The 22758-nt window shown below is 67.8% G+C and carries 27 protein-coding genes; 11 read left to right on the plus strand and 16 right to left on the minus strand.

Annotated elements, in window-relative coordinates:
• Nucleotides 1-76 precede the first annotated feature (76 nt).
• Complete coding sequence (gene soxR / locus NMB40_RS02560; RefSeq protein ID WP_448142146.1) at nt 77-511, plus strand: redox-sensitive transcriptional activator SoxR; 435 nt, start codon at nt 77-79, stop codon at nt 509-511.
• 3 nt (nt 512-514) lie between these two features.
• Here the strand turns inward: soxR and NMB40_RS02565 are convergent, their stop codons facing one another.
• Nucleotides 515-1117 carry a short chain dehydrogenase gene (locus tag NMB40_RS02565; protein WP_494360037.1) on the minus strand — a complete coding sequence of 201 codons (603 nt, stop codon included), beginning with the start codon at nt 1115-1117 and terminating at the stop codon, nt 515-517.
• A gap of 95 nt (nt 1118-1212) precedes the next feature.
• On the opposite strand from NMB40_RS02565, the gene NMB40_RS02570 reads away from it, so the two are divergent.
• Nucleotides 1213-2097, plus strand: a complete 885-nt coding sequence (locus NMB40_RS02570) for a LysR family transcriptional regulator (RefSeq protein ID WP_494360038.1) — start codon at nt 1213-1215, stop codon at nt 2095-2097.
• 94 nt (nt 2098-2191) lie between these two features.
• On the opposite strand, the gene proC is transcribed toward NMB40_RS02570, so the two are convergent.
• Together proC and NMB40_RS02580 are read right to left on the minus strand one after the other, a co-directional pair.
• Nucleotides 2192-3010 (minus strand): pyrroline-5-carboxylate reductase, encoded by an 819-nt coding sequence (gene proC / locus NMB40_RS02575; RefSeq protein ID WP_494360039.1) that lies wholly within the window; start codon nt 3008-3010, stop codon nt 2192-2194.
• Nucleotides 3011-3074: 64 nt separating this feature from the next.
• Nucleotides 3075-3746, minus strand: a complete 672-nt coding sequence (locus NMB40_RS02580; protein WP_494360040.1) for a YggS family pyridoxal phosphate-dependent enzyme — start codon at nt 3744-3746, stop codon at nt 3075-3077.
• 117 nt (nt 3747-3863) lie between these two features.
• On the opposite strand from NMB40_RS02580, the gene NMB40_RS02585 reads away from it, so the two are divergent.
• From NMB40_RS02585 to NMB40_RS02610, 6 genes are all read left to right on the plus strand, one after another.
• Nucleotides 3864-4901, plus strand: coding sequence for a type IV pilus twitching motility protein PilT (locus tag NMB40_RS02585; protein ID WP_068849741.1), 1038 nt, complete (start codon nt 3864-3866; stop codon nt 4899-4901).
• 86 nt (nt 4902-4987) lie between these two features.
• Nucleotides 4988-6130: a PilT/PilU family type 4a pilus ATPase gene (locus tag NMB40_RS02590; RefSeq protein ID WP_102944162.1), complete on the plus strand. Its 1143-nt coding sequence runs from the start codon at nt 4988-4990 to the stop codon at nt 6128-6130.
• A 115-nt stretch (nt 6131-6245) separates the two neighbouring features.
• A complete protein-coding gene (locus tag NMB40_RS02595) occupies nt 6246-6830 on the plus strand; it encodes a hypothetical protein (protein ID WP_448142150.1) in 585 nt (194 codons plus the stop codon).
• Nucleotides 6831-6960: 130 nt separating this feature from the next.
• Complete coding sequence (locus NMB40_RS02600) at nt 6961-7944, plus strand: aldo/keto reductase (protein ID WP_494360041.1); 984 nt, start codon at nt 6961-6963, stop codon at nt 7942-7944.
• A gap of 64 nt (nt 7945-8008) precedes the next feature.
• Entirely contained in the window at nt 8009-8224 is a 216-nt protein-coding gene (locus NMB40_RS02605; protein WP_494360042.1) for a DUF4287 domain-containing protein, read from the plus strand.
• 83 nt (nt 8225-8307) lie between these two features.
• Complete coding sequence (locus tag NMB40_RS02610) at nt 8308-9015, plus strand: YitT family protein (protein ID WP_282247055.1); 708 nt, start codon at nt 8308-8310, stop codon at nt 9013-9015.
• Nucleotides 9016-9019: 4 nt separating this feature from the next.
• On the opposite strand, the gene NMB40_RS02615 is transcribed toward NMB40_RS02610, so the two are convergent.
• Nucleotides 9020-9547, minus strand: a complete 528-nt coding sequence (locus NMB40_RS02615; protein ID WP_068849753.1) for a DNA-3-methyladenine glycosylase I — start codon at nt 9545-9547, stop codon at nt 9020-9022.
• Entirely contained in the window at nt 9544-11334 is a 1791-nt protein-coding gene (locus NMB40_RS02620) for a DUF4153 domain-containing protein (protein WP_494360043.1), read from the minus strand. The genes NMB40_RS02615 and NMB40_RS02620 overlap by 4 nt, the downstream gene beginning before the upstream one ends.
• A gap of 91 nt (nt 11335-11425) precedes the next feature.
• Between NMB40_RS02620 and NMB40_RS02625 the strand changes: the two genes are divergently transcribed.
• The 3 genes from NMB40_RS02625 to NMB40_RS02635 are packed head-to-tail and all read left to right on the plus strand — an operon-like array spanning nt 11426 to nt 13419.
• Nucleotides 11426-11992: a YqgE/AlgH family protein gene (locus tag NMB40_RS02625; RefSeq protein WP_494360044.1), complete on the plus strand. Its 567-nt coding sequence runs from the start codon at nt 11426-11428 to the stop codon at nt 11990-11992.
• Nucleotides 11985-12452, plus strand: coding sequence for a Holliday junction resolvase RuvX (gene ruvX, locus NMB40_RS02630; RefSeq protein ID WP_494360045.1), 468 nt, complete (start codon nt 11985-11987; stop codon nt 12450-12452). The genes NMB40_RS02625 and ruvX overlap by 8 nt, the downstream gene beginning before the upstream one ends.
• Nucleotides 12453-12468: 16 nt before the next feature.
• Nucleotides 12469-13419, plus strand: coding sequence for an aspartate carbamoyltransferase catalytic subunit (locus NMB40_RS02635; protein WP_282248347.1), 951 nt, complete (start codon nt 12469-12471; stop codon nt 13417-13419).
• Nucleotides 13420-13462: 43 nt separating this feature from the next.
• Here NMB40_RS02635 and NMB40_RS02640 read toward each other — a convergent pair whose 3' ends face one another.
• The 11 genes from NMB40_RS02640 to NMB40_RS02690 form a co-directional block, all read right to left on the minus strand.
• Nucleotides 13463-14263, minus strand: coding sequence for a carboxylesterase family protein (locus NMB40_RS02640; protein WP_494360046.1), 801 nt, complete (start codon nt 14261-14263; stop codon nt 13463-13465).
• A gap of 67 nt (nt 14264-14330) precedes the next feature.
• The gene (locus tag NMB40_RS02645; RefSeq protein WP_494360047.1) at nt 14331-14597 is read right to left on the minus strand and encodes a hypothetical protein; all 267 of its coding nucleotides are present in this window, start codon (nt 14595-14597) and stop codon (nt 14331-14333) included.
• Between the two features lie 13 nt (nt 14598-14610).
• Nucleotides 14611-15972: a magnesium transporter gene (gene mgtE, locus NMB40_RS02650; RefSeq protein WP_068849782.1), complete on the minus strand. Its 1362-nt coding sequence runs from the start codon at nt 15970-15972 to the stop codon at nt 14611-14613.
• Between the two features lie 102 nt (nt 15973-16074).
• A complete protein-coding gene (ptsP, locus tag NMB40_RS02655) occupies nt 16075-17844 on the minus strand; it encodes a phosphoenolpyruvate--protein phosphotransferase (protein WP_494360048.1) in 1770 nt (589 codons plus the stop codon).
• A 2-nt stretch (nt 17845-17846) separates the two neighbouring features.
• Complete coding sequence (locus NMB40_RS02660; protein ID WP_282246197.1) at nt 17847-18116, minus strand: HPr family phosphocarrier protein; 270 nt, start codon at nt 18114-18116, stop codon at nt 17847-17849.
• A complete protein-coding gene (locus NMB40_RS02665; RefSeq protein WP_068849788.1) occupies nt 18109-18501 on the minus strand; it encodes a PTS sugar transporter subunit IIA in 393 nt (130 codons plus the stop codon). Before NMB40_RS02665 ends, NMB40_RS02660 begins: the two co-directional genes overlap by 8 nt.
• Nucleotides 18502-18589: 88 nt before the next feature.
• Nucleotides 18590-19477: an RNase adapter RapZ gene (rapZ, locus tag NMB40_RS02670; protein ID WP_494360049.1), complete on the minus strand. Its 888-nt coding sequence runs from the start codon at nt 19475-19477 to the stop codon at nt 18590-18592.
• Complete coding sequence (gene hprK, locus NMB40_RS02675) at nt 19474-20424, minus strand: HPr(Ser) kinase/phosphatase (protein ID WP_068849794.1); 951 nt, start codon at nt 20422-20424, stop codon at nt 19474-19476. The genes rapZ and hprK overlap by 4 nt, the downstream gene beginning before the upstream one ends.
• The gene (locus NMB40_RS02680) at nt 20421-20873 is read right to left on the minus strand and encodes a PTS sugar transporter subunit IIA (RefSeq protein WP_282246203.1); all 453 of its coding nucleotides are present in this window, start codon (nt 20871-20873) and stop codon (nt 20421-20423) included. Before NMB40_RS02680 ends, hprK begins: the two co-directional genes overlap by 4 nt.
• A gap of 20 nt (nt 20874-20893) precedes the next feature.
• Nucleotides 20894-21217, minus strand: coding sequence for a ribosome hibernation-promoting factor, HPF/YfiA family (gene hpf, locus NMB40_RS02685; RefSeq protein ID WP_282246205.1), 324 nt, complete (start codon nt 21215-21217; stop codon nt 20894-20896).
• A 57-nt stretch (nt 21218-21274) separates the two neighbouring features.
• Nucleotides 21275-22720: an RNA polymerase factor sigma-54 gene (locus tag NMB40_RS02690; RefSeq protein ID WP_494360050.1), complete on the minus strand. Its 1446-nt coding sequence runs from the start codon at nt 22718-22720 to the stop codon at nt 21275-21277.
• Between the last annotated feature and the right edge of the window lie 38 nt (nt 22721-22758).

Below are 22758 nucleotides of genomic sequence, written 5' to 3' on the forward strand. Positions count from 1 at the left end.
AACGAAGAAGCGCGGTGCTTGCGGCACACCGCGAGGTGCCGCACGATGACACCTTAACCATGGTTGAGGTCAAGAAGTGATCGCGCAGGAGCTGAGTGTAGGCGACGTGGCACGTCGCAGCGGCGTGGCGGTATCGGCGCTGCACTTCTATGAGCGCAAGGGGCTGATCCGCAGCCTGCGCACGGCGGGCAACCAGCGCCGCTTCAGCCGCGACGTGCTGCGCCGGCTGGCGGTGATCCGCGTGGCGCAGCGGGTGGGCATGCCGTTGGAAGCGGTGGCCAATGCGTTTGCGGCGCTGCCGGAAAACAAGACGCCGACCCGCGCCGAGTGGGCGAAGATGTCGGCGCTATGGCGCGGCGAGCTGGATCAACGCATCGAGGAACTGTTGTTGCTGCGTGACCAGCTCACCGATTGCATCGGCTGTGGGTGCCTGTCGTTGAAGCGCTGCCGGTTGGCCAACCCGGGCGATGCGCTGGGCGAGCAGGGCGATGGTCCGCAGCGGTGGGGCTGATGGTTACCAGACGGTAAAGACCTGCCCGCTCTGCACGCCTTCCACGCTGCGCTGGTAGGCCAACGACGCGCGGTGCGCGGTCACCGGTTCAAACCCCGGGAAATACGCGCCGTAGTCGTCCATGGATTCCGCCAGCACGTTCGGGCTCACCACGTTGATGCGCAGCCCGCGCGGCAACAGGTCGCAGGCCGCCGCCCGCACGAACCCTTCCAGCGCCGCATTGACGGCGGTTGCATTGGCGCCATCGCGGATCGGCTGTGCGCCGACGATACCGCTGGTCAACGTGATCGAGCCGCCCACGTTCAGGTGGTGCTGCGCGGCCAGCGCCAGCCGCACCTGGCCCAGCAGCTTGTCCTGCAGGCCCAGGTTGAACTGCGCCGGCTGCATGTCGGCCAGCGGCCCGAAGTGCAGCCGGCCGGTGGCGGCCACCACCGCATCCACCGTACCCACCTGCTCGAACAGTGCCTGCACGCTGGCATCGTCGGTCAGGTCCACCTGCACATCGCCGCCGTGGCGGCCGGCGCGGATCAGCTGGTGGTGCACCCCCAGCGTGCTGGCGACGGCCTGGCCCAGGGTGCCGCTGGCGCCTACGAGAAGAATCTTCATGCCGGTTGCTCCTGAAGGAATGGAGCCAGTCTGCGCCGGGTTACCGGGTTTGGTAACCGGCGTATGCTTTGCAGATTCCTAACCAGGAGTTTCCAATGGACACCCTGCGCTGCATGCAGGCCTTCGCGGCCGTGGTCGACCGGGGCAGCCTGAGCGCGGCCGCCCAGCAGTTGGGGGTGTCGCCGGTGATGGTGGGCAAGTACCTGCAGCAGCTCGAGGCCTACCTCGGCGTGCGCCTCCTGCAGCGCAACACCCGCAGCCAGAGCCTCACCGATGCCGGCCGCAACTACCTGGCCGGCTGCCGCGCCGTGCTGGAGCAGGTGCAGCAGGCCGAGGCCAGCGTGGAAGGGCTGCAGGCGCAGCCGCAGGGCGTGCTGCGCATCAGCGCGCCGGTGACCTGGGGCAGCTGCGTGCTGGCACCGCTGGTGGCGGATTACCTGGCCGCGTTCCCGCAGGTCAGCGTCGAACTGGACCTGAGCAACCGGCGCGTGGACCTGATTGAAGAACAGTTCGACGCGGTGGTGCGGATGGGCCAGCTGGGGTCGGCCGAGTGGGTGGCGCGGCCGCTGCCGCCGTATGCGATGCAGATCTGTGGGGCGCCGTCCTACCTGCAGCGGCGTGGCGTGCCGGCCCACCCGTCAGAGCTGCACGCGCATGACTGCCTGACCCACCTGGCCTGGCGCGGTGGGCACGGCTGGCGCCTGCGTGGTTACCCCGAGCAGGACTGGTCGGCGCATTCGCGGCTGCTGTGCAATGACGGCGATGGGTTGCGCCGGGCCGCGCTGGCCGGGGCGGGGTTGATCCTGCAGCCGGCGGTGTTGTTGGCCGACGATATCGCGGCGGGGCGGCTGGTGCCGGTGTTGGGCGATTACCTGCCCGAGCCCAGGCCGTTGCACCTGGTCTATCTGCCGGATCGGCGGCCGCGGCCCAAGCTGGCCAGTTTTGTTGAATTCCTGTTGGGTGCGCTGGCGCCGGATTGACCGCGCAGCCACGCAGGGCGTGGCGCTACACAGCGACGATTCCCATCGTAGAGCCACGCCCTGCGTGGCTGCGCGATCCACCGGCAACGTTCATTCAATCATTGGCCGCCGACAACGCCTGCCCGCGCCGCGTCGCCGCATTGATCGCGCGCGCCACGATGGCTTCGAAGTCGTCGCCCTGGAAGCTCTCGATCGCGGCCTGCGTGGTGCCGTTCGGCGAGGTCACCCGGCGCCGCAGCTCGGCCGGGGCTTCGCCGGATTCGTCCAGCATGCGGCTGGCGCCCAGCAGGGTCTGCACCACCAGCGTGCGCGCGGCGTCGACCGGCAGGCCCTGCGCGATGCCGGCCGCTTCCATCGCCTCGGCCAGCAGGAACACGTAGGCCGGGCCACTGCCGGAGACGGCGGTGACCGCATCCATGCGTGCTTCATCCTCGATCCATACCGTGCGCCCGGCGCTGGCCAGCACGGTATCGGCCTGGCCACGCTGTTCGGCGCTGACGCCTGCGGTGGCAAACAGCCCGGTCACACCTGCACCGAGCAGCGCCGGGGTATTGGGCATGGCGCGCACCACCGCGCCCGCACCGCCCAGCCAGCGCAGCAGCTGCGCACTGGTGATGCCGGCGGCGATGGACACCACCAGCGGGCCCTGGGCCTGGGCGATGTCGGCCAGCGACGCACAGACATCGCGCAGCACCTGCGGCTTCACCGCCAGCACCCACATCGCCCCCTGCGCGGCCGCTTCGGTGGCGCTGGCGTAGGTCTTCACGCCGAAGTCGGTGGTGAGCTGGCTGCGCAGCTCGGCAACCGGTTCGGCCACGTGGATGTTGCCGGGGGCAGTGCCCTGGCGGACCAGGCCGGCGATCAGGCTGCGCGCCATGTTGCCGCCGCCGATGAAGGTGATCGAAGTGCTCATTGGGCATCCTTGTACGTGATCTGGGCAGCGGGGCAGGGCCCCGCGCTACGGGCGGGTGGGCAACTCAATGGCGTGCGCCGAACAGGGCGGTCCCGACGCGGACCATGGTCGCGCCGTGGGCAATGGCCTCGGGGTAATCCCCGCTCATGCCCATCGAAAGGGTATCCACCTGCGGGTACCGGGCGGTGAGCCCGGCAAACAGCGCGTGCATGCGTTCAAAGGCCTGGGCGCGTCGATCCGCGTCCGGCCACGGCGCCGGGATGGCCATCAGCCCGCGCAGGCACAGGCGCGGTTCGGCGGCGATGGCGGCGGCCAGCGCCGGTACCGCGTCGGGCGTGCAGCCGTGCTTGCTGCCCTCATCGTCGATATTGACCTGCACCAGCACGTTCAACGGCGGCAATGCGTCGGGGCGGTGCGCGGCCAGCGCGGTGACCAGCTTGGCCCGGTCCACGCTCTGCACCCAGTCGAAGCGCTGCGCGGCCAGGTCGGCCTTGTTCGACTGCAGGTGCCCGATCAGGTGCCACTCCAGCGCCAAGGCTGCCAGTGCATCGATCTTGGCCACCGCTTCCTGCACGTAGTTCTCGCCGAACGCGCGCTGGCCCTGCGCCGCCAGTGCCGCCACCGCCTCGGCCGGTTGGGTCTTGGACACCGCCAGCAGGCGCGGCGGTGGCCGCCCGGCGGCCGTGGCCGCGTTGTGCAGGTTCAGCAGCAGGGTAGACAGGGGCAGGGCGGTCACGGGTGGGGCGCTCAAGGGGTAGCTCTAGAAAGAGATATCGCGGTGGATCAGGGAGGCTATACTGCCGACCGGGGAAAGATCCTTCCAGTCGCAGCAGTCTATGGGGAGTAGCAGCGTATGGATATCGCCGAGCTGTTGGCGTTTTCCGTTAAGAACAAAGCGTCGGACCTTCATCTGTCGGCAGGCCTGCCGCCGATGATCCGCGTGGACGGCGATGTCCGTCGCATCAACATTCCTGCCTTGGACCACAAGCAGGTCCACGCCCTCGTTTACGACATCATGTCGGACAAGCAGCGTCGCGATTACGAGGAATTCCTCGAAGTCGACTTCTCGTTCGAGATTCCCAGCCTGGCGCGCTTCCGCGTCAACGCGTTCAACCAGAACCGTGGCGCCGGTGCGGTGTTCCGTACCATTCCGTCCGAAGTGCTGACCCTGGAAGACCTGAACACGCCGCCGATCTTCCGCGAGCTGATCGACCAGCCGCAGGGCCTGATCCTGGTGACCGGCCCGACCGGTTCGGGCAAGTCGACCACGCTGGCGGCGATGATCGACTACATCAACAAGAACGAATACGGCCACATCCTCACCGTCGAGGATCCGATCGAATTCGTGCACACCTCGCAGAAGTGCCTGATCAACCAGCGCGAAGTGCACCGCGACACGCACGGCTTCAACGAAGCACTGCGTTCGGCACTGCGTGAAGACCCGGACATCATCCTGGTGGGCGAACTCCGCGACCTGGAGACCATCCGGCTGGCGCTGACCGCCGCCGAAACCGGCCACCTGGTGTTCGGCACCCTGCACACCAGCTCGGCGGCCAAGACCATCGACCGCATCATCGACGTGTTCCCCGCCGGCGAAAAGCCGATGGTGCGCTCGATGCTGTCCGAATCGCTGCGCGCGGTGATTTCGCAGGCGCTGCTGAAGAAGGTGGGCGGCGGGCGTACCGCGGCGTGGGAAATCATGGTCGGCACCCCGGCCATCCGCAACCTGATCCGCGAAGACAAGGTGGCGCAGATGTACTCGGCGATCCAGACCGGCCAGCAGATGGGCATGATGACGCTCGACCAGCACCTGCAGGACCTGGTCAAGCGCAGCCTGATCACGCGCAACCAGGCCAAGGAATACGCCAAGGACAAGCGCATCTTCGAATGATGGTGGCGCCGGGCCCCGCCCGGCGCGACAGATTCGCAGCGCCGGGCCATGCCCGGCCCTCGGCAAGGTTTCCGGAGCACATCGCCATGAACACCACCAGCACCACCATCGACTTCACCTCGTTCCTCAAGCTGATGGCGCACCAGAAGGCGTCGGATCTTTTCATCACTGCGGGCATGCCGCCGGCGATCAAGGTCAACGGCAAGATCTCGCCCATCACCCAGACCCCGCTCACGCCGCAGCAGAGCCGCGACCTGGTGCTGAACGTGATGACGCCGGCGCAGCGCGAAGAGTTCGAAAAGACCCACGAGTGCAACTTCGCCATCGGCCTGTCGGGCGTGGGCCGGTTCCGCGTGAGCTGCTTCTACCAGCGCAACCAGGTCGGCATGGTCCTGCGCCGCATCGAAACGCGCATTCCCACCGTGGAAGAGCTGAGCCTGCCGCCGATCATCAAGACGCTGGCGATGACCAAGCGCGGCATCATTCTGTTCGTGGGTGCGACCGGTACCGGTAAGTCCACCTCGCTGGCGGCGATGATCGGTTACCGCAACCTGAATTCCACCGGGCACATCATCACCATCGAAGACCCGATCGAATTCGTGCACAAGCACGAAGGCTGCATCATCACCCAGCGCGAAGTGGGCATCGACACCGACAGCTGGGAAGCGGCACTGAAGAACACCCTGCGCCAGGCGCCGGACGTGATCATGATCGGCGAAGTGCGTACCCGCGAAGGCATGGACCACGCCATCGCGTTCGCCGAAACCGGCCACCTGGTGCTGTGCACCCTGCATGCCAACAATGCCAACCAGGCGATGGACCGCATCATCAACTTCTTCCCGGAAGACCGCCGCAACCAGCTGCTGATGGATCTGTCGCTGAACCTCAAGGGCGTGGTCGCCCAGCAGCTGGTGCCCTCGCCGGATGGCAAGTCGCGCAAGGTGGCGATGGAAATCATGCTGGGCACGCCGCTGGTGCAGGATTACATCCGCGATGGCGAGATCCACAAGCTCAAGGAAGTGATGAAGGAGTCGGTGCAGCTGGGCATGCGCACCTTCGACCAGAGCCTGTTCGAGCTCTACCAGGCCGGCGAGATCAGCTACGAAGACGCACTGCGTTACGCCGATTCGCAGAACGAGGTGCGCCTGCGCATCAAGCTTTCGCAGGGCGGCGATGCGCGCACGCTGTCGCAGGGCCTGGACGGCGTGGAGATTTCCGAAGTCCGCTGAACCTGCGGGCGCGGAACCAGGGCGCGTACGGTGCAATGCCGGCGCGCCTTTGTTGTAAGTGGTGTTTCAAGGGGCCGGCACCACGCCGGTGACACTGCCAATGATGAGAATGCACATGGAATTGCATGATCCCTACCGCGCACCGGCGACCATTCCGATGCCACCTGCTTTGCCCGGCACGCTGCCGGAATCCCAGTCCCAGGCACGGGCGATTTCCGACGCGGCCGAGTACTACTCGCCCTCCACCCTGAAAATGGTGCTGCTGTCACCCACCACGCTCGGGCTGTACCCGCTGTACTGGTTCTGGCGGAACTGGCAGGCGATCAAGCGCGAGACCGGCGGCGACCAGTGGCCCTGGGCGCGCGCGCTGTTTTCACCGATCTGGTCGTTCTTCTGCTTCCGCGACCTGAGCGACGCGGCCAGCAGCCGGCGTCGCGAACTGGCCTTCGCACCAGGGCTGTTGGCGGTGACCTACTTCCTGCTCAACTTCGCCAGCCGGCTGCCCAACGCCGGTTGGTTGCTGGCGCTGTTCACGTTCGTACCGCTGCTGCCGGTCAACAGCCTGCTGCGCCGCTACCACCAGGATGAACGGGTCGACATGGAGCGCATGGATCGGTTCAACGTCTGGCACATCCTGGTGATCATCGCCGGTGGCCTGCTGCTCCTGCTGGCCGTGATCGGGACCGTGGCCGAAAGCTGAGGCGGGCAGATGGCGCCTGCGCGCGCAGGCGCCATTGATGAAATCCGCTCATGACCACCAGTGGTCCCGCCGGTGCAATCGCCGGCGGCAGCGGGCGTATCGTGGGGCTCCCCACTGGAAGGAGCACCCCATGCAGACACGAACCCTTGGCAACAGCGGCCTGCGCGTTTCCGCGCTTGGGCTGGGCTGCATGGGCCTGAGCCATGCCTATGGCACCGCGCCTGATGTGAGCGCCGGCGTTTCGCTGCTGCACGCGGCGGTGGAGCGCGGCGTGACCTTCTTCGACACCGCCGAGGTCTACGGCCCGTTCCGCAACGAGGAACTGCTGGGCCAGGCGTTGGCGCCGTACCGCGACCAGGTGGTCATTGCGACCAAGTTCGGGTTCAAGGAAGCCAATGCCGACCTGGGGCTGGACAGCCGCCCGGAGAACATCCGCGCCGTCTGCGAGGCCAGCCTGCAGCGGCTCAGGACCGACCGCATCGACCTGTTCTACCAGCACCGGGTAGACCCGAACGTGCCCATCGAAGATGTTGCCGGCACGGTCAAGGACCTGATCGCGGAGGGCAAGGTGAAGCATTTCGGCCTGTCCGAAGCCGGCGAAGCCAGCATCCGCCGCGCGCATGCCGTGCAGCCGGTGGCGGCGCTGCAGAGCGAGTACTCCCTGTGGTGGCGCGAGCCGGAGCAGAGCGTGCTGCCGGTGCTTGAAGAGCTGGGCATCGGCTTCGTGCCGTTCAGCCCGCTGGGGCGTGGCTTCCTGACCGGGGCGATCACCGCCGATACCGAGTTCGCGCCCACCGATTTCCGCAGCTCGCTGCCGCGCTTTGCGGTGGAGGCGCGCCGCGCCAACCAGGCGCTGGTCGAGGCCATCGGGGCCATCGCCGCCGCCCGCCAGGCCACCCCGGCCCAAGTGGCGCTGGCCTGGCTGCTGGCGCGCAAGCCGTGGATCGTGCCGATTCCCGGCACCACCAAGCTGCACCGGCTTGAGGAGAACCTGGCCGCTGTCGAGCTGACCCTGCACGAGTCGGACCAGCAGCAGATCGCGGCGGCGCTGGACGGCATCGCCATCGTGGGCGACCGCTACAACGCCGAACGGCAGAAGCAGGTCACCCGCTGACGGATGTCGATTTCGTGCGCTGGCCAACGTCGTACTGGGTGAACCCCTCTGCAAGGAACAGGTCATGAGCGACACCACCCCGGTCAAAGGCCCCGCGTCGTACTTCCCGTCCATCGAAAAGACCTATGGGCAGCCAGTGGGTCACTGGCTTGCCCTGCTGGCCACCCAGGGCGGGCTCAGGCACATGGCGCTGGTCACGTTCCTGAAGGACCAGCACGGGCTGGGACACGGGCACGCCAACGCGCTGGTGGCGCACCATCTGAGGGATGGAACCGGCTGACGGGCGGGATGAATCGATTTCACCTGCAACTGTCACGCGGATCGTGTCTAATACCGCTCCCCACGTGTCTGGCCCCACCCCCCATGTCCCTTGAATCCCATGGCCCCGCGCCGTGCGACGACGCTGACGGCCATCTGGTCACCGCCGGCCCGCTGACCCCGCCGCCGGACAGCGCCGGCACCGTGGCCGATGCCATCGCCCTGCGCCATTCGGTGGCCGAGGACGTGCAGGGCATGATCCTGGCCACCCTGGTGGCCTCGCTGGGCCTGGCGATCTTTGCCAAGGGCGGGCTGATGATCGGCGGCATGGCCGGCCTGGCCTTCCTGGCCCACTACGCGTTTGGCTGGAACTTCGGCCTGGTGTTCGTGCTGGTCAACCTGCCGTTCTATTGGGTGGCAGTGCGGCGCATGGGCTGGGAATTCACCCTGAAGACCTTCGCGGCGGTCACCGCCTGCGGCGTGCTGACCGACCTGCTGCCGCGCTGGGCCGATTTCGCCCACATGAGTTCGCTGTATTCGGCGCTGGTCGGCGGCGCGCTGGCCGGGCTGGGCATCCTGTTCTACATCCGCCACCGCGCCAGCCTGGGCGGCATCGGCATCCTGGCGGTGTACCTGCAGCGTACCCGTGGCTGGAGCGCGGGCAAGGTGCAGATGTCGTTCGACACGCTGCTGATGGGCGTGGCGTTCTTCGTGCTCTCGCCCGACAAGGTGATGTATTCGGCGATCGGCGCGGTGGTGCTGAGCCTGGTGCTGATGTTCAACCATCGGCCCGGCCGGTACATGGGCGTTTGAGGGCTTACCCGGTTTTCTTGAGTTTCTGCAGGCGTTTGTACACCGGGCAATCCGGGCTGTGCGCGCCGGGCAGGTAGCCCAGGCTCATCAGGAATTCGCCGGTGATTTCGCCGCCGGTGAAGCGGAACGTCTTCTTGAACAGCTTCACCCACTCGGCCTTGTCGCGCGGGTGGTGCGCGTCCAGCCATGCCGCGAAGCTGCCGTGGCTGGCCCGCAGCTGCTGGATCACCTGGGCGTTGTGGATGGCCGCATGTACCTTGAGCCGGTTGCGGATGATGCCTGCATCGTTGAGCAGGCGTTCCACGTCGCGCTCGCCATAGCCGGCCACGGTATCCACATCGAACTGGCTGTACGCCGCGCGGAACCCTTCGCGCTTCTTCAGGATGGTTTCCCAGCTCAGCCCGGCCTGGTTGATTTCCAGCAGCAGGCGCTCGAACAGCTCGCGTTCGTCGCGCTGCGGAAAGCCATATTCGTGGTCATGGTAGTGACCGTGCACCGGGTGGCCCGGTGCGATGAGGCAGTAACCGCTCATGGGGTGTCGTCTTCAACGGGAGGTTGTTCGATGCCCAGTCTAGGCCCATCGCCGAGCGACAGTTGCGGCCAGCGTGCGGGATGTATCGTCAGGTTACCCCGCAGCAGCGGGTCGTACGCCGGGTCGCCCTGATACTCCGAGGGCATCGGGAATTCGATCTTGCCGGCGTCCGTCCAGTCCTTGCCCTCGCGCGCGTGCAGGCGGCATACCGCGCCGCCCCATGACGGCTCATGGCACAACAGCACCTCGTCCACGCCATCGCCATCCAGGTCGCGGCGCAGCGCCACGCAGACCTCGTCCATTTCCAGGCAGCTGCTGACGTTCACGGTCCTGGCCAGCAACGCCTGCCACCAGTCTGGATCCGGCGCCGGGCTGCCCTTGGCGAGTTTCAGCTGCTGCTGCAGCACCTTGAGGTCTTTGATGGTGTCGCTGTAGTCCCCATAACGGGCTCGCCGCGCGTCCACGCTCAGGACATTGGCGATCAGGGTGCTTGCACGCGGATCGTCGCGGAAGCGCGGGTCCTGCTGCAGTTCCTTCAGCACCACGGCGCCGCGCCGGCCATAGCCGAAGCGCAGATCGGTGGCGTCTTCGCCCTTGATCGCCGGCGCGGTTGCCTGCAGCCGGGCCGCCTGGCTGGCCAGGCTGATCCGGATCGGGTCCAGTACCGGCGTATTGGCCAGCACGGCCGCGCCCAGCACCACCCAGCACATCCAGCGGTTGACCGGTTCGATCCGCTGCAGCCAGCGCCCGCGCCTGCGCACTGCGGCCAGCGCATACCCCACCGCGTAACCGCATACCAGCAGCGCCGCCAGCAGCGCCCAGAAGCGCTCCAGGGTGACCCCGTACTGGCTGATGCGCAGGCCCATCGCATACAGCGCCAGTGCCGCATATACCGGCAGCGTGAGCAGGCTGGCCTCGACCAGCCGGCGCAGCCACGCCGGGTAGGGCGGCAGCTCGCTTTCATGCTGGTACACCGCGTTGCTGAAGACGATCAGCAGCAGCACCAGGGTCAGCAGTACCGTGGCCGCCGAGCGCGTGCGCCACAGCGGCTCCAGCCCGGTGAAGGGCAGGCAGACCACGAAGATCACTGCGATGAACGCCAGCAGCGGCAGCAGGCCGCGCGCCACGGCGAACAGCACCTGGCGGATGACCTGGATGGCCCGGTCCTGGGTGCGCCCGATCAGCACGCCGAACCCGAACAGCATGCCGGTGGCCAGCGCGATGAAGGCTTTTTCGCGGAACAGGTCGCGGAAGAAGTGGATGTCCACCAGGTCGAACAGCGCCGCCCACAGCCACAGCAGCATCCAGGTCAGCCCGGTGAAGCCCAGTGCCAGCGCAAGGGTCAGCCCGTTCTGCCAGGCGCGCTCGAACAGGGCTGCGTAGGTGGCGCGCCAGTGTCCGTGCTGCAGCCGGAACTGCCACCACGGCAGCGCGACGAACGCCGCGACGGCCACGCACACGGAAAACGGCATCAGCAGCGGTGCCTGGCGCAGGTCGTCGGGCGTTCCGCCCAGGTTCCAGCCGATCCAGCCGGCCATCGCCAGCACCACGGCCGAGGCCAGTGCCGCGTGCAGCCACAGGCGGCGGTCGCGCAGGTCCACCAGGGTCAGTGCAACGGCGGTGGGCACGCTCAGTACCCAGGTGTACCAGCACAGGCGCGTGCCGAACGCCTGGAACGGGCCGTGGTCGGCCGCTTCCTGCACCGCATACAGCATCAGGCCCTGCAGCAGCGCGATCAGCACGATGGCGGCGCGCGAGGCAAGGGACAGGGGTGGCTGCGGGTTCATCGTGCTCTCCATTGCGTACACACGTCCATGACTGCACGCATCGTAGCCGAGGCTCACGCCCGTGTGAGGATGCAGCGGGTAGAATGGGCCCATGTCCACGTTGCCTACCTCCCTTGCCGATCACCTGCTGGTTGCGCTGCCGTCGCTGACCGATCCGACCTTCGCGCGCACCGTAAGCCTGATCTGCCAGCACGACGAGAACGGTGCCATGGGCGTGCTGGTCAACCAGCCGTCCGAGTACACGCTGGGCGATGTGCTGGCGCAGATGGAGATCCAGACCGACGACCGGGTCCTGCGCGACCAGGTGGTGCTCAATGGCGGCCCGGTGCATCCCGAGCGCGGCTTCGTCATCCATGACGATGCCCGTGCGTGGGAATCGAGCCTGCAGGTGGGCGAGGGCGTGTACCTGACCACCTCGCGCGATATCCTCGAAGCCATGGCCCGCGGCGAAGGCCCGCGCAATGCGCTGGTCACGCTCGGCTGTGCCGGCTGGACCGAGGGCCAGCTGGAAGGCGAGATCGCCGACAACAGCTGGCTGACCGTGCCGGCCGATGCCGAACTGCTGTTCGCCACGCCATTGGAGCAGCGCTGGCAGGGCGCGGCCGCGCGGATCGGGGTGGACCTGTTCCGGTTGACGGACTACAGCGGCAATGTCTGAGCCGGCCACCATCCGCCGCGACGGCACCGTGCTCGGCTTCGATGTCGGCTCGCGCCGCATCGGCGTGGCGATCGGCAGTTCCTTCGGTACCCATGCCCGCGCCATCGCGGTGGTGGACGTGCACGGCCATGGCCCGGACTGGACCGCGGTCGAACGCCTGATCAAGGAATGGCGGCCCGATGGCCTGGTCGTGGGCGACCCGCTCACCCTGGATGGCCAGGACCAGCCCAACCGCAAGCGCGCGCAGGGCTTTGCCCGCCAGCTGCGGGAACGTTTCAAGCTGCCGGTGGTGCTGATCGACGAGCGTTCCAGCTCGGTCGAAGCGGCCCGCCGGTTCGCCGTCGAGCGCGCCGAAGGCCGTAAGCGGCGCCGCGATGCGGCCACGCTGGATGCGGTGGCCGCCGCGGTGATCATCGAACGCTGGCTGTCCTCGCCGGACGATGCCACCCCCGTTTCCTGACCCCCAGACCCTGCCCATGACCGCCTCGCAACTCGATTCCGACGGACGCCTGCGCCACCTGCTGACCCTGGAAGGTCTGCCCCGCGAAACCCTGCTGCAGCTGCTCGACCGCGCCGGCCAGATCCGCGATGCGGCGGTCGGCCGGGTCGGCAACAAGCGCCACGTGCTGGGCGGTTCGGCGGTGTGCACGCTGTTCTTCGAACCCTCCACCCGCACCCGCAGTTCGTTCCAGCTGGCCGCGCAGCGGCTGGGCGCGGATGTGCTGAACTTCGATGCCTCCACCTCGTCCACGCGCAAGGGCGAAACCGCCTGCGACACGTTGAAGAACCTGGAGGCGATGGGCGTGCGGGGCTTCGTGGTGCGCCACCCGGATGACGGCGCCGTGGCCGAGCTGGCCGCTGCGGCGGGCGAGGGCACCGCACTGATCAACGCCGGCGACGGCCGCAGCGCACACCCGACCCAGGGCCTGCTGGACATGCTGACCCTGCGCCAGGCCAAGGGCGGTGATTTTTCGAAGATGAAGGTGGTGATCGTCGGCGACGTGAAGCACTCGCGCGTGGCCCGCACCGACCTGCATGCCCTGCGCACGCTGGGCGTGGGCGAGATCCGCGTATGCGGCCCGCAGTCGCTGCTGCCGGACGATGACACGCTGAAGGGCTGCATCGTCGGCCAGGATTTCGACCAGATGCTGGAAGGCGCCGATGCGCTGATGATGCTGCGCCTGCAGCGCGAGCGCATGGAAGAAGGCCTGGTGCCCTCGATCGAGCAGTATCACGCCGAATACGGGTTGAACGCGGCGCGCCTGAAGCGCGCCGGCCAGGATGCCGCCGTGCTGCACCCGGGCCCGATCAACCGCGGCGTCGAAGTCACCGACGAAGTGGCCGACGGCCCGCAGTCGTGGGTGCTGCGCCAGGTCGCCAACGGCGTGGCCGTGCGCATGGCGGTGCTGGAAACGTTGTTGGGGTGATCCCCGGCGGTACGCGACGACCTATGGTCGTCGCGTAGTGTGATCACCGTCGTTGCGCGAACAGCCATTCCCACATAGCCGCGTCCGCGTAGGTCGCGTCCCAGGCGTTGTGGTTGCCCTGCGGGTATTCGGTGTAGCGCACGTCGCGGGCGCCGGCGGCATCGAACGCGGCCTTCAGTTTTCTGTCGTCCTCGGGCAGCACCACATCATCCAGTGCCCCATGGAACATCCAGATCGGCGTGGCCTTGAGGCGCTCGGCGATGGCGGCGTACGGGTCGGCTTCGTTCGCCACGGACTCCACGAACAATGACGCCCGCACCGCGTGCGGCGCCAGCACCGCGCCGCACACCGGCACGATGGCGGCAAACCGGTCCGGGTGTTCCAGCGCGATGTTCCAGCTGCCGTAACCGCCCATCGACATGCCGGTCAGGTACTGGCGCGCGGGATCGGCGCCGAACTCGGCGAGGGTGGCATCCAGCGCGGCCAGCGCGATGCGGTTGTTGATGCCCGACCATTCCTGCTCGTCCGGCGCCTGCGGCAACACCACCAGCGCCGGAAAGTCGCGCGCATGGTCACGCAGGTAAGGCCCCACGCCGGCGTGGGTCTGCTGGCGGCCGTCACTGCCGCGCTCACCCGAACCGTGCAGGAACAACACCACCGGCAGTGAACCCCGCTGGGCCTGTGCATCGCGCGGCACGAACACCTGGTAGCGCGATTCGCGCCCGTCCACCGTGACCGTGCGTCTGACGAACTGCCCGCTGTCCGATGTACGCGCCGACGCGATGCCGCTCACCGCCAGCATCGCCAGTACCACCCACCACCAACCACCCGTTCGCCGTGCCATGGCCTGTCCTTCACTGGAATCGTTTCCAGTCTAGGCGGCACACCGCCGGTGGGCATCTTGCAGTGCATCAGTCCGGGCGCGGTACCGAGGCCAGGATATCCAGCTGTTCGATCGCCTCGGGGTGGCCCTCGGCGGCGGCGGCCTGCACCTGGGCCAGGCTGGGGTGCAGCACCAGCAGGATCGGGTTCTCGCACACCGGGCAGTCGAACTCGGCCTCGTCTTCGTGCAGCTCCATGCTCATCTGGCGCGCGCTGCCCTGCCATTCGCAGGCGGGGCAGGTGTGGTTCTGGTCGCGCCAGCCGGCGGCGAAGTAGTTGTCGAGGGTCAGGGCCATGTCGGGAAACCGGTCAGTGCAGCAGGATCAGGGTGGCCAGGCCCAGGAAGCTGAAGAAGCCCATGACGTCGGTGACCGCGGTGACCACCACGGTGCCGGCCACGGCCGGGTCCACGTTCATGCGCTTGAGCAGCAGCGGCAGCAGCACGCCGGCCAGCGCCGCGGCACAGAAGTTGATGATCAACGCCAGGGTGATCACCAGCGACAGCAGGAAACTGTGGAACCACAGGTAGGCGATGATGCCCACCACGGTGCCGATCAGGGTGCCGTTGATCAGCGCCACCCGCGATTCCTTCCACAGCAGGATGCGCGCGTTGCTCTGGCCGACCTGGCCGAGCGCGATGCCGCGCACCATCAGGGTCAGCACCTGCACCGCCGCGTTGCCGCCGACGCCGGCCACGATCGGCATCAGCACCGCCAACGCCACCACCTTCTGCAGGGTCAGCTCGAACTGGCCGATCACCGTGGCCGCCAGGAACGCGGTGCACAGGTTGATGCCCAGCCACACCACGCGGCCGCGTACGGCGCGCTTGATCGGGGAGAAGAGGTCTTCCTCTTCGTCCAGGCCGGCCGCGCCCAAGGCCTGGTGCTCGGCCTGCGAACGGATGATGTCCACCACGTCATCGATGGTGATGCGGCCGAGCAGGATGTTGTTGTCGTCCACCACCGGTGCGGACACCCAGTCATGGTCGGAGAACTGCCGGGCCACTTCGTCGGCGCTCTCGCCCACGTCGATGGCCGGCTGCTCGTCGTCGATCAGCCGGTTGATCGGGGTGCTGTCCTCATGGGTCACCAGCGAGGCCAGCGACAGCCGGCCCAGGTACTGGTGGCGGCGGCTGACCACGAACAGGTGGTCGGTGTGGTCGGGCAGTTCGCCGCGCAGGCGCAGGTAGCGCAGCACCACGTCGACGTTGACGTCGGCGCGCACGGTCACCACGTCCGGGTTCATCAGGCGGCCGGCGCTGTCCTCGGGATAGGACAGGACCTGCTCGAGCCGCTCGCGGTTCTCGCGGTCCATCGACTTGAGCACTTCGTCGATGACCGTGTCGGGCAGGTCTTCGACCAGGTCGGCCAGGTCATCGATGTCCAGGTCTTCGACCGCGGCGATGATTTCGTCCGGGTCCATGTCGGCCAGCAGGCTTTCGCGCACTTCCTCGCCGACGTGGACCAGCACCTCGCCATCGTCTTCCGGGTCGACCAGCCCCCACACCACTTCGCGCTTGCCCGGCGGCAGCGATTCCAGCAGGTTGCCGATCTCGGCCGGCGCCAGCGTATTGACCAGCCGGCGCACCGGACCCAGCCGCCCGCTGTCCAGTGCATCGGACAACAGTCGCAACTGGCGCGCCGTCTTGTCGTGGCGTACGGCTTCGGCCATGCACAGCTCCCGCGGCAGAAAGAAAAAAGGCCGCTATGCCGGACAGGATGCGGCAGAGGGGGTGGTCACCGCGTCATTATCGCTTGGATGGATGACAGATGGTTATTGATTGCTGTCGATCCAACGTTCGATACCGCGCCGGTCGCGCGCGGCCAGCAGTTTTGGCGCGGCGGCCTGCAGCGCGGCCAGGTCGCTGTCGCGCACCGCGCGGCGCACTTCCAGCAGCGTGCCGGGGTGCAGGCTGAACTCGGTCAGGCCGAGCGCCAGCAGCATGCGGGTCATGCGCGGGTCGCCGGCGATCTCGCCGCATACCGCCACCGGTACGTCGTGTTCGCGGCCGGTGCGCAGGATGTGCGCCAGCAGGCGCAGTACCGCCGGGTGCAGGGGCGAATACAGCTCGCCCACCGCTTCGTTGTTGCGGTCGGCGGCGAGCAGGTACTGGACCAGGTCGTTGGTGCCGATCGACAGGAAGTCGACCAGGTCGATGAAGCTCTCCAGCGCGATCGCCGCGGCCGGTACTTCGATCATCGCCCCGAACGGGATGTGCTCGGCCACTTCGTGGCCCTCGGCGCGCAGCAGCTCGGCCTGCTTGTTCAAGCGGCGGCGCACCGCCAGCAGCTCCTCGCGGGTGCTGACCATCGGCAGCAGGATGCGCAGCTTGCCGTACGCCGAGGCGCGCAGGATCGCGCGCAGCTGGGTATCGGCCACCTTGGGCCGGGCCAGCGACAGGCGCACGCCGCGCAGGCCCAGCGCGGGATTCTCTTCGTTGCTCAACGTCAGGCCGGTGCGGTCGGCCTTGTCCGCGCCCAGGTCCAGGGTGCGGATGGTCACCGGCCGCCCGCTCATGCCGAGCGCGGCGTCGCGGTAGGTTTCGAACTGCTCCTGTTCGTCGGGCAGCTCATCGCGCTGCAGGAACAGGAACTCGGTGCGGTACAGGCCCAGTCCGTGCGCGCCCAGCGCATGCGCCTCGGTAACGTCTTCGCGCGATTCGGCGTTGGCCAGCAGGGCGATGTCGACGTTGTCGCGGGTGCGGCTGGGCTTGCTGCGCAGGCGGCCCAGCTCGCGCTGTTCGCGGGCCTGGTCGCGCAGGCGCGCGCGGTAATCGCGCAGGTCCGGCGGCAGCGGGTTGACGGTGATCTGGCCGGTGCTGCCGTCGATGCCCAGCACGTCGCCGTCGGAGATCTTCTGCAGCAGGTTGGGAATGTTGACGATCAACGGCAGGTGCAGGCTGCGCGCCAGGATCGCGCTGTGCGAGAGCGCGCTGCCGGCGGCGGTGACGATGCCGACCACGCCGTGCGCCTGCAGCTGGGCCAGCTCGGAGGGGGCGATGTTGTCGCAGACCAGGATTTCCCCGGCCAGCCCCTTCACGTCCGGCGGGCGCTTCTGCAGGAAGGCATGGATGCGCCCGATCACATGGTCCAGGTCGTCCATGCGGCTCTTCAGGTAGGCATCGTCCATGCCATCGAAGACCTTGGCCAGGCGATCGCGCTGCACGCGCAGCGCATAGCCGGCGCTATACGGGCCGCTGCGGATCAGCTCATCCAGGCCAAACAGCAGTTCGGGGTCGTCCAGCAGCAGCGCATGCAGGTCGAGGAATTCGCCCACTTCCTGGTTCAGTGCGCCCTGCAGGCGCTGGCGCAGGTCGTGCATTTCGGCGCGGGCGGCGTCCACCGCCAGGTGCAGGCGCTGCAGTTCGGCGGCCACCTGGGCCGGGGCGATGCGCTGCTCGGCCACGTCCAGTGCATGCGGCAGGCGCACCCGGGCACGCCCGAGTGCATTGCCGCGCGAGGCCCCGTGGCCGGCCAGCAGCAGGGCGCCGGACGCAGTCCGTGCCGGCGTGCTGGAACCCGGTCGCGACGGTGGCCCCGGCATGCTCAGCTGTCCTCGTCGAAGCGTCGCTCGAACAGGCCCACCACGGCTTCCATGGCGGCGGCCTCGTCCTCGCCATCGATGCGCACGGTAACCGGAGTGCCCTGGCCGGCGGCCAGCAGCATCACGCCCATGATGCTCTTGGCGTTGATCTCGCGGCCGCGCGCAATCATGGTCACGTTGCAGCGGAAGGGAGCCAGCACCTGCACCAGCTTTGCAGTGGCGCGGGCATGCAGGCCCAGGCGGTTGGATACGGTGAGTTCACGTTCAAGCATCGTCGACAATCGCTCCATTGCGAGTGCCCGCCGCCGCAGTGGCGGGCAGTTGATCCAGTCCCTGTTCCGGATAATTCATCACTCGCAACAACATCGGCAGGCTCAGCGCCGAGACCCGGCGTGCCGGGGTGCCCAGGCGGGCCAGCTGCGCTGCCAGATTGCTCGGGCTGGCGCCATACAGGTCGGTCAGGATCAAAACGCCCTCACCGCTGTCCACACGCCGCAGGGCGGCCGAGGCGAGCGGGAGCAGGGCATCCATGTCTGCGTCGAACGGTACTTCGAAAGCTTCGGTCTTCAGCGGCAGGTGCCGCAGGAGTCGGGTCGCCACGTCCAGCAGGGACGTGCCGACGCCGGGATGCGTTACAAGGAGAATGCCACAGGTCATTGCCGAACGTTAACATCCCAACATGAATTGGGGATACACCACGGTAGCAACGGACCGTTGGTCCGTTGGCTTTGATGCTTTGGCAGGCTCAATCCAGTTCGCGGTGGAACGTGGCCACTTCCGGCCAGCCCTGGTCGCGTGCGTGCCGGGCCAGGCGCTCGGCCAGGTACACCGAGCGGTGCTTGCCGCCGGTGCAGCCGAAGGCCACGGTGACGTAGCTGCGGGTGTCGTTGCCCAGGCGGGGCAGCCAGGTATCGAGGAAATCGATCAGCTGGTCCACGTACTTCTGCACGTCCGGCTGGGTGTCCAGGTACTCGCGTACCGGCGCTTCGCGGCCCGACATCGGCCGCAGCTCGGGGTTCCAGTGCGGGTTGGGCAGCACCCGGGCGTCGAACACGAAGTCGGCCTCGGCCGGCACGCCGCGCTTGTAGGCGAACGATTCGAACAGCAGCGACAGCTTGTTGCCGTGGTTCAGCGCGAACTCGGTCACCACTTTGCGGCGCAGCTGGTGCACGTTGAGGGTGGTGGTGTCGATCACCGCGTCGGCGGCGCGGCGCAGCGGGGCGGTCAGTTCGCGCTCGCGCGCGATCGCTTCGGGCAGTGACAGGCCCAGCTGGCTCAGCGGGTGGCGGCGGCGGGTGTCGGCGTAGCGCTTGAGCAGGGCTTCATCGGTGGCATCGAAGAACAGCAGCTGCGCGTCCAGCCCCGCAGCCTTGGCCTCTTCGCGCCAGTGCGACAGCTGGCTCAGGTCGCTCTGGCCGCGCACGTCGATGCCCACCGCCAGGCGGCGCGGGGCGTCGGCATCGTGCCCGGCCAGCAGGCTGCGCACGAAGTCCGGCAGCAGGTTGATCGGCAGGTTGTCCGAGCAGTAGTAGTCGAGGTCTTCGAAGGTCTTCAGCGCCACGGTCTTGCCGGAGCCGGACAGCCCGCTGACGATGATCAGGGTGGCGGCAGTGGGTTCGGCGGTGGCGTTCATGGGGTACGGCGTTCCAGCAGGTTGCTGTGGCGGGCGATGAACATCGCGGCCGGGTCGATGCCCTTGGTGCGCAGGATGTGCAGCCGGGTGGCCGCCTCGGTCAGCACCGACAGGTTGCGCCCGGGCATCACCGGCAGGGTGATCAGCGGCACGTCCAGGTCCAGCACGTGGCGGGTGCCCGAATCGCCGGTCAGGCGCTCGTAACCATGGGGGGTGGGTTCGGTCATGGGCTTGGTCAGGTGCACGATGAGCCGAAGGTACTTGTTCTTCTTTACCGCCGTGTCACCGAACATCTCGCGCACGTTGAGCACGCCCAGCCCGCGCACTTCCAGCAGGTCCTGCAGCAGTTCGGGGCAGGTGCCGTCGAGCACGTCCGGGGCGATCTGGGTGAATTCGGGGGCGTCGTCGGCCACCAGGCGGTGGCCACGGCTGAGCAGCTCCAGCGCCAGCTCGCTCTTGCCCGAACCGGCTTCGCCGGTGATCAGCACGCCGATGGAGTAGATCTCCATGAACACGCCATGCAGGATCACCCGGGGGGCCAGGGTCCGGGCCAGGTGGTAGGACAGGTGGTTGAGCAGTTCGTGACCGCGCTTGGGCGAGATCCACAGCGGGGTCTGCGATTCATCGGCGGCCGCACGCAGGTCTTCCGGGCAGGGCTGGTTGCGGGTGATCACCAGCGCCAGCGGGTGCGACTGCATGATGCGCTCGATGGTTTCCCAGCGCTGGCGCGAATCCAGCGAATCCAGCCAGGACAGCTCTTCGGTGCCCAGGATCTGCACCTTGTTGGGGTAGATGGCGTTGAGGTAGCCGGCCAGCGATGGGCGTCGCGAGACGGTGTTGCCGGCCTCCAGTTCGCGCCGCTCGCCCTTCTGCCCGGCCACCCAGCGCAGGCTCAGGCGGTCACGCTGCTGTTCGAACAGTTCACGCGCGGTGATGCTGGTATTCATGCGGCGCTCGCCGGCGGGGGGAATTCGATGACCTGGCGCAGGGCCGCCGCATCGCGCGCTTCGCGCAGCGCCTGGCGGATGGCCGGCTCGGAAAACAGCTCGGCCAGCTCGGACAGCAGCATCAGGTGTTGATGGGTGTAGTGGCTGGGCACGGCGATGGCGAATACCAGGTCCACCGGTTCATCGCCGCCGAAGTCGACCGGGGTCTCCAGCCGCAGCAGTGCTCCGCGGGGGCGTTCCAGCAGCGGCGCGCGGCCGTGGGGGATGGCGATGCCGTGGCCGATGGCGGTGCTGCCCAGCGTCTCGCGCTCGCGCAGGTTCGTGTAGAGCAGCTCGGCATTGGCTTCGCGGCAGGCCAGCAGCCGGGCGGCTGCCTTCAGCACACTGTCGCGATCGGCGGCCGGCAGCACCTGGGTGCGCACGGCCGCCAGTAGATCAGTCAAAGGCATGGAAAGGGGGAGCGGGGGCGTCAGACGCCATTGTCACCCAACGGAGCCGGAACCGGGGCATGCAGGTGCTTTTTCTCCTTGTGCTTGATCACCAGCTGGTCGAGCTTGTCGGCCAGGATGTCGATGGCGGCATACATGGTCTGGCCGTCGGCCTTGGCATGCAGCGCTTTTCCGGCGAGGGTCACGTCGGCGTCCACGTGATGCTGGGTCTTGTCCAGCTTGAGCGTCACCCGGATCTGGCAGTGCTGGTCGAAGTGTTTGCCAACCCGGCCAACCTTCTCGTTCACATAGCTCTGCAGGGCAGGGGTGACTTCCACGTTGTTGCCATACGTCTGAATTTCCATCGGTGCTTCTCCTCTTCGGATGTGCCAATGAACCTTCCCGCCCGGCGCGGTGGAGCGTCAGGCGATGCGTACTCGTTCGTGCGAGGCGGAAATGTTCATGGCCTCACGATACTTCGCCACGGTGCGGCGCGCCACCGGTATTCCCGAGGTCTTGAGCAGGTCAGCCAGCTTGGCGTCAGAAAGCGGCTTGCGCGGGTTCTCGTCATCGATCAGGCGCCGGATCATGGCCTGGATGGCGGTGCTGGAGGCCTCGCCGCCGCTGTCGGTATCGATCCCGGAGGCGAAGAAGGCGCGCAGCGCCAGGGTCCCGCGCGGGGTGCGCACGTACTTGCGGGCAATGGCCCGGGAAATGGTCGATTCGTGCAGGCCCAGCTCCCCGGCCACCTCGCGCAGGGTCAGCGGGCGCAGGGCCTGGGCACCGAACTCCAGGAAGGCGGCCTGTTGCTGCAGCAGGCAGCGCATGACCCGCAGCAGGGTCTCGCCGCGCGCCTCCAGCCCCTTCAGCAGCCAGCGCGCCTCCTGCAGGTGGGTACGCAGGTAGCCGGCGTCGCTTTCGCCACAGCGGCGGATCATCTGTTCATAGCCGCGGTGGATGACCACCTTGGGCCCGGCATGGCCGGCCAGGGCGGCCCGCCAGCTGCCGTTCTGGCGCCAGACCACGCAGTCGGGCACCACGTAGCTGTCGTGGGCCAGTTCGCCGATCTGGGTGCCCGGGCGCGGGTCCAGCGAGCGCAGCAGCTGCACGGCGGTGTCCACCGCCTCCACCGGCTCGCGCAGTTCATGGGCAATGCCGGCCACGCCGCTGCGCGGCAGGCGCTCCAGCGGGCCGTCGGCAATGCGCCGGGCCAGGGCCAGGCCGGGGGTCTGCGGGTCCAGCACGTCCAGCTGCAGCTGCAGGCATTCGCCCAGGCTGCGTGCGCCGACCCCGATCGGGTCGAAACGCTGGATCTGGTGCAGGACGGTGAGGATCTCGGCTTCATCGGCATGAATGGCCGGGAGCAGGGTTTCGGCGATGGCCGACAGCGGCTCGCGCAGGTAGCCGTCGTCCTCGAACGCGTCGATCAGCGCCGCGCCAATGCTGCGGTCGCGCCGCGACAGGTGCGACAGGTGCAGCTGCCACAGCAGGTGGTCGGCCAGGCTTTCGGTCTCGGCCACGCGCTCGGCGGCGCTGCCGTTGTCGTCATCGTCGAATGAACCACCGCTGCTGCCGCTGCTCCAGTCGCCTTCGCCGGGCGCCCAGTCATCGGCGCCGGACGGCGCAGAATCGCTGTCGCCGCCATTGTCGCGTTCGGCTACTTCGGGCGGGCGCTCATCGCTGTCAGGCGCGGCATCCAGCGTCGGTTCGGCGTTTTCAGCCCAGTCCAGCAGCGGGTTGGTTTCCACCGCCTCGGCGATTTCCAGCTCCAGTTCGGCGCTGGACATCTGCAACAGCTTGATGGCCTGACGCAGCTGCGGCGTCATGACCAGTTGTTGTCCCAGCGATGTCTGCAGCCGTGCTTTCATGCCTGTGCCGAACGGAGGGAAGGCGCTGCAGCGGCCGG

The organism is Stenotrophomonas sp. FBCC-B152 (genome assembly GCF_059134105.1).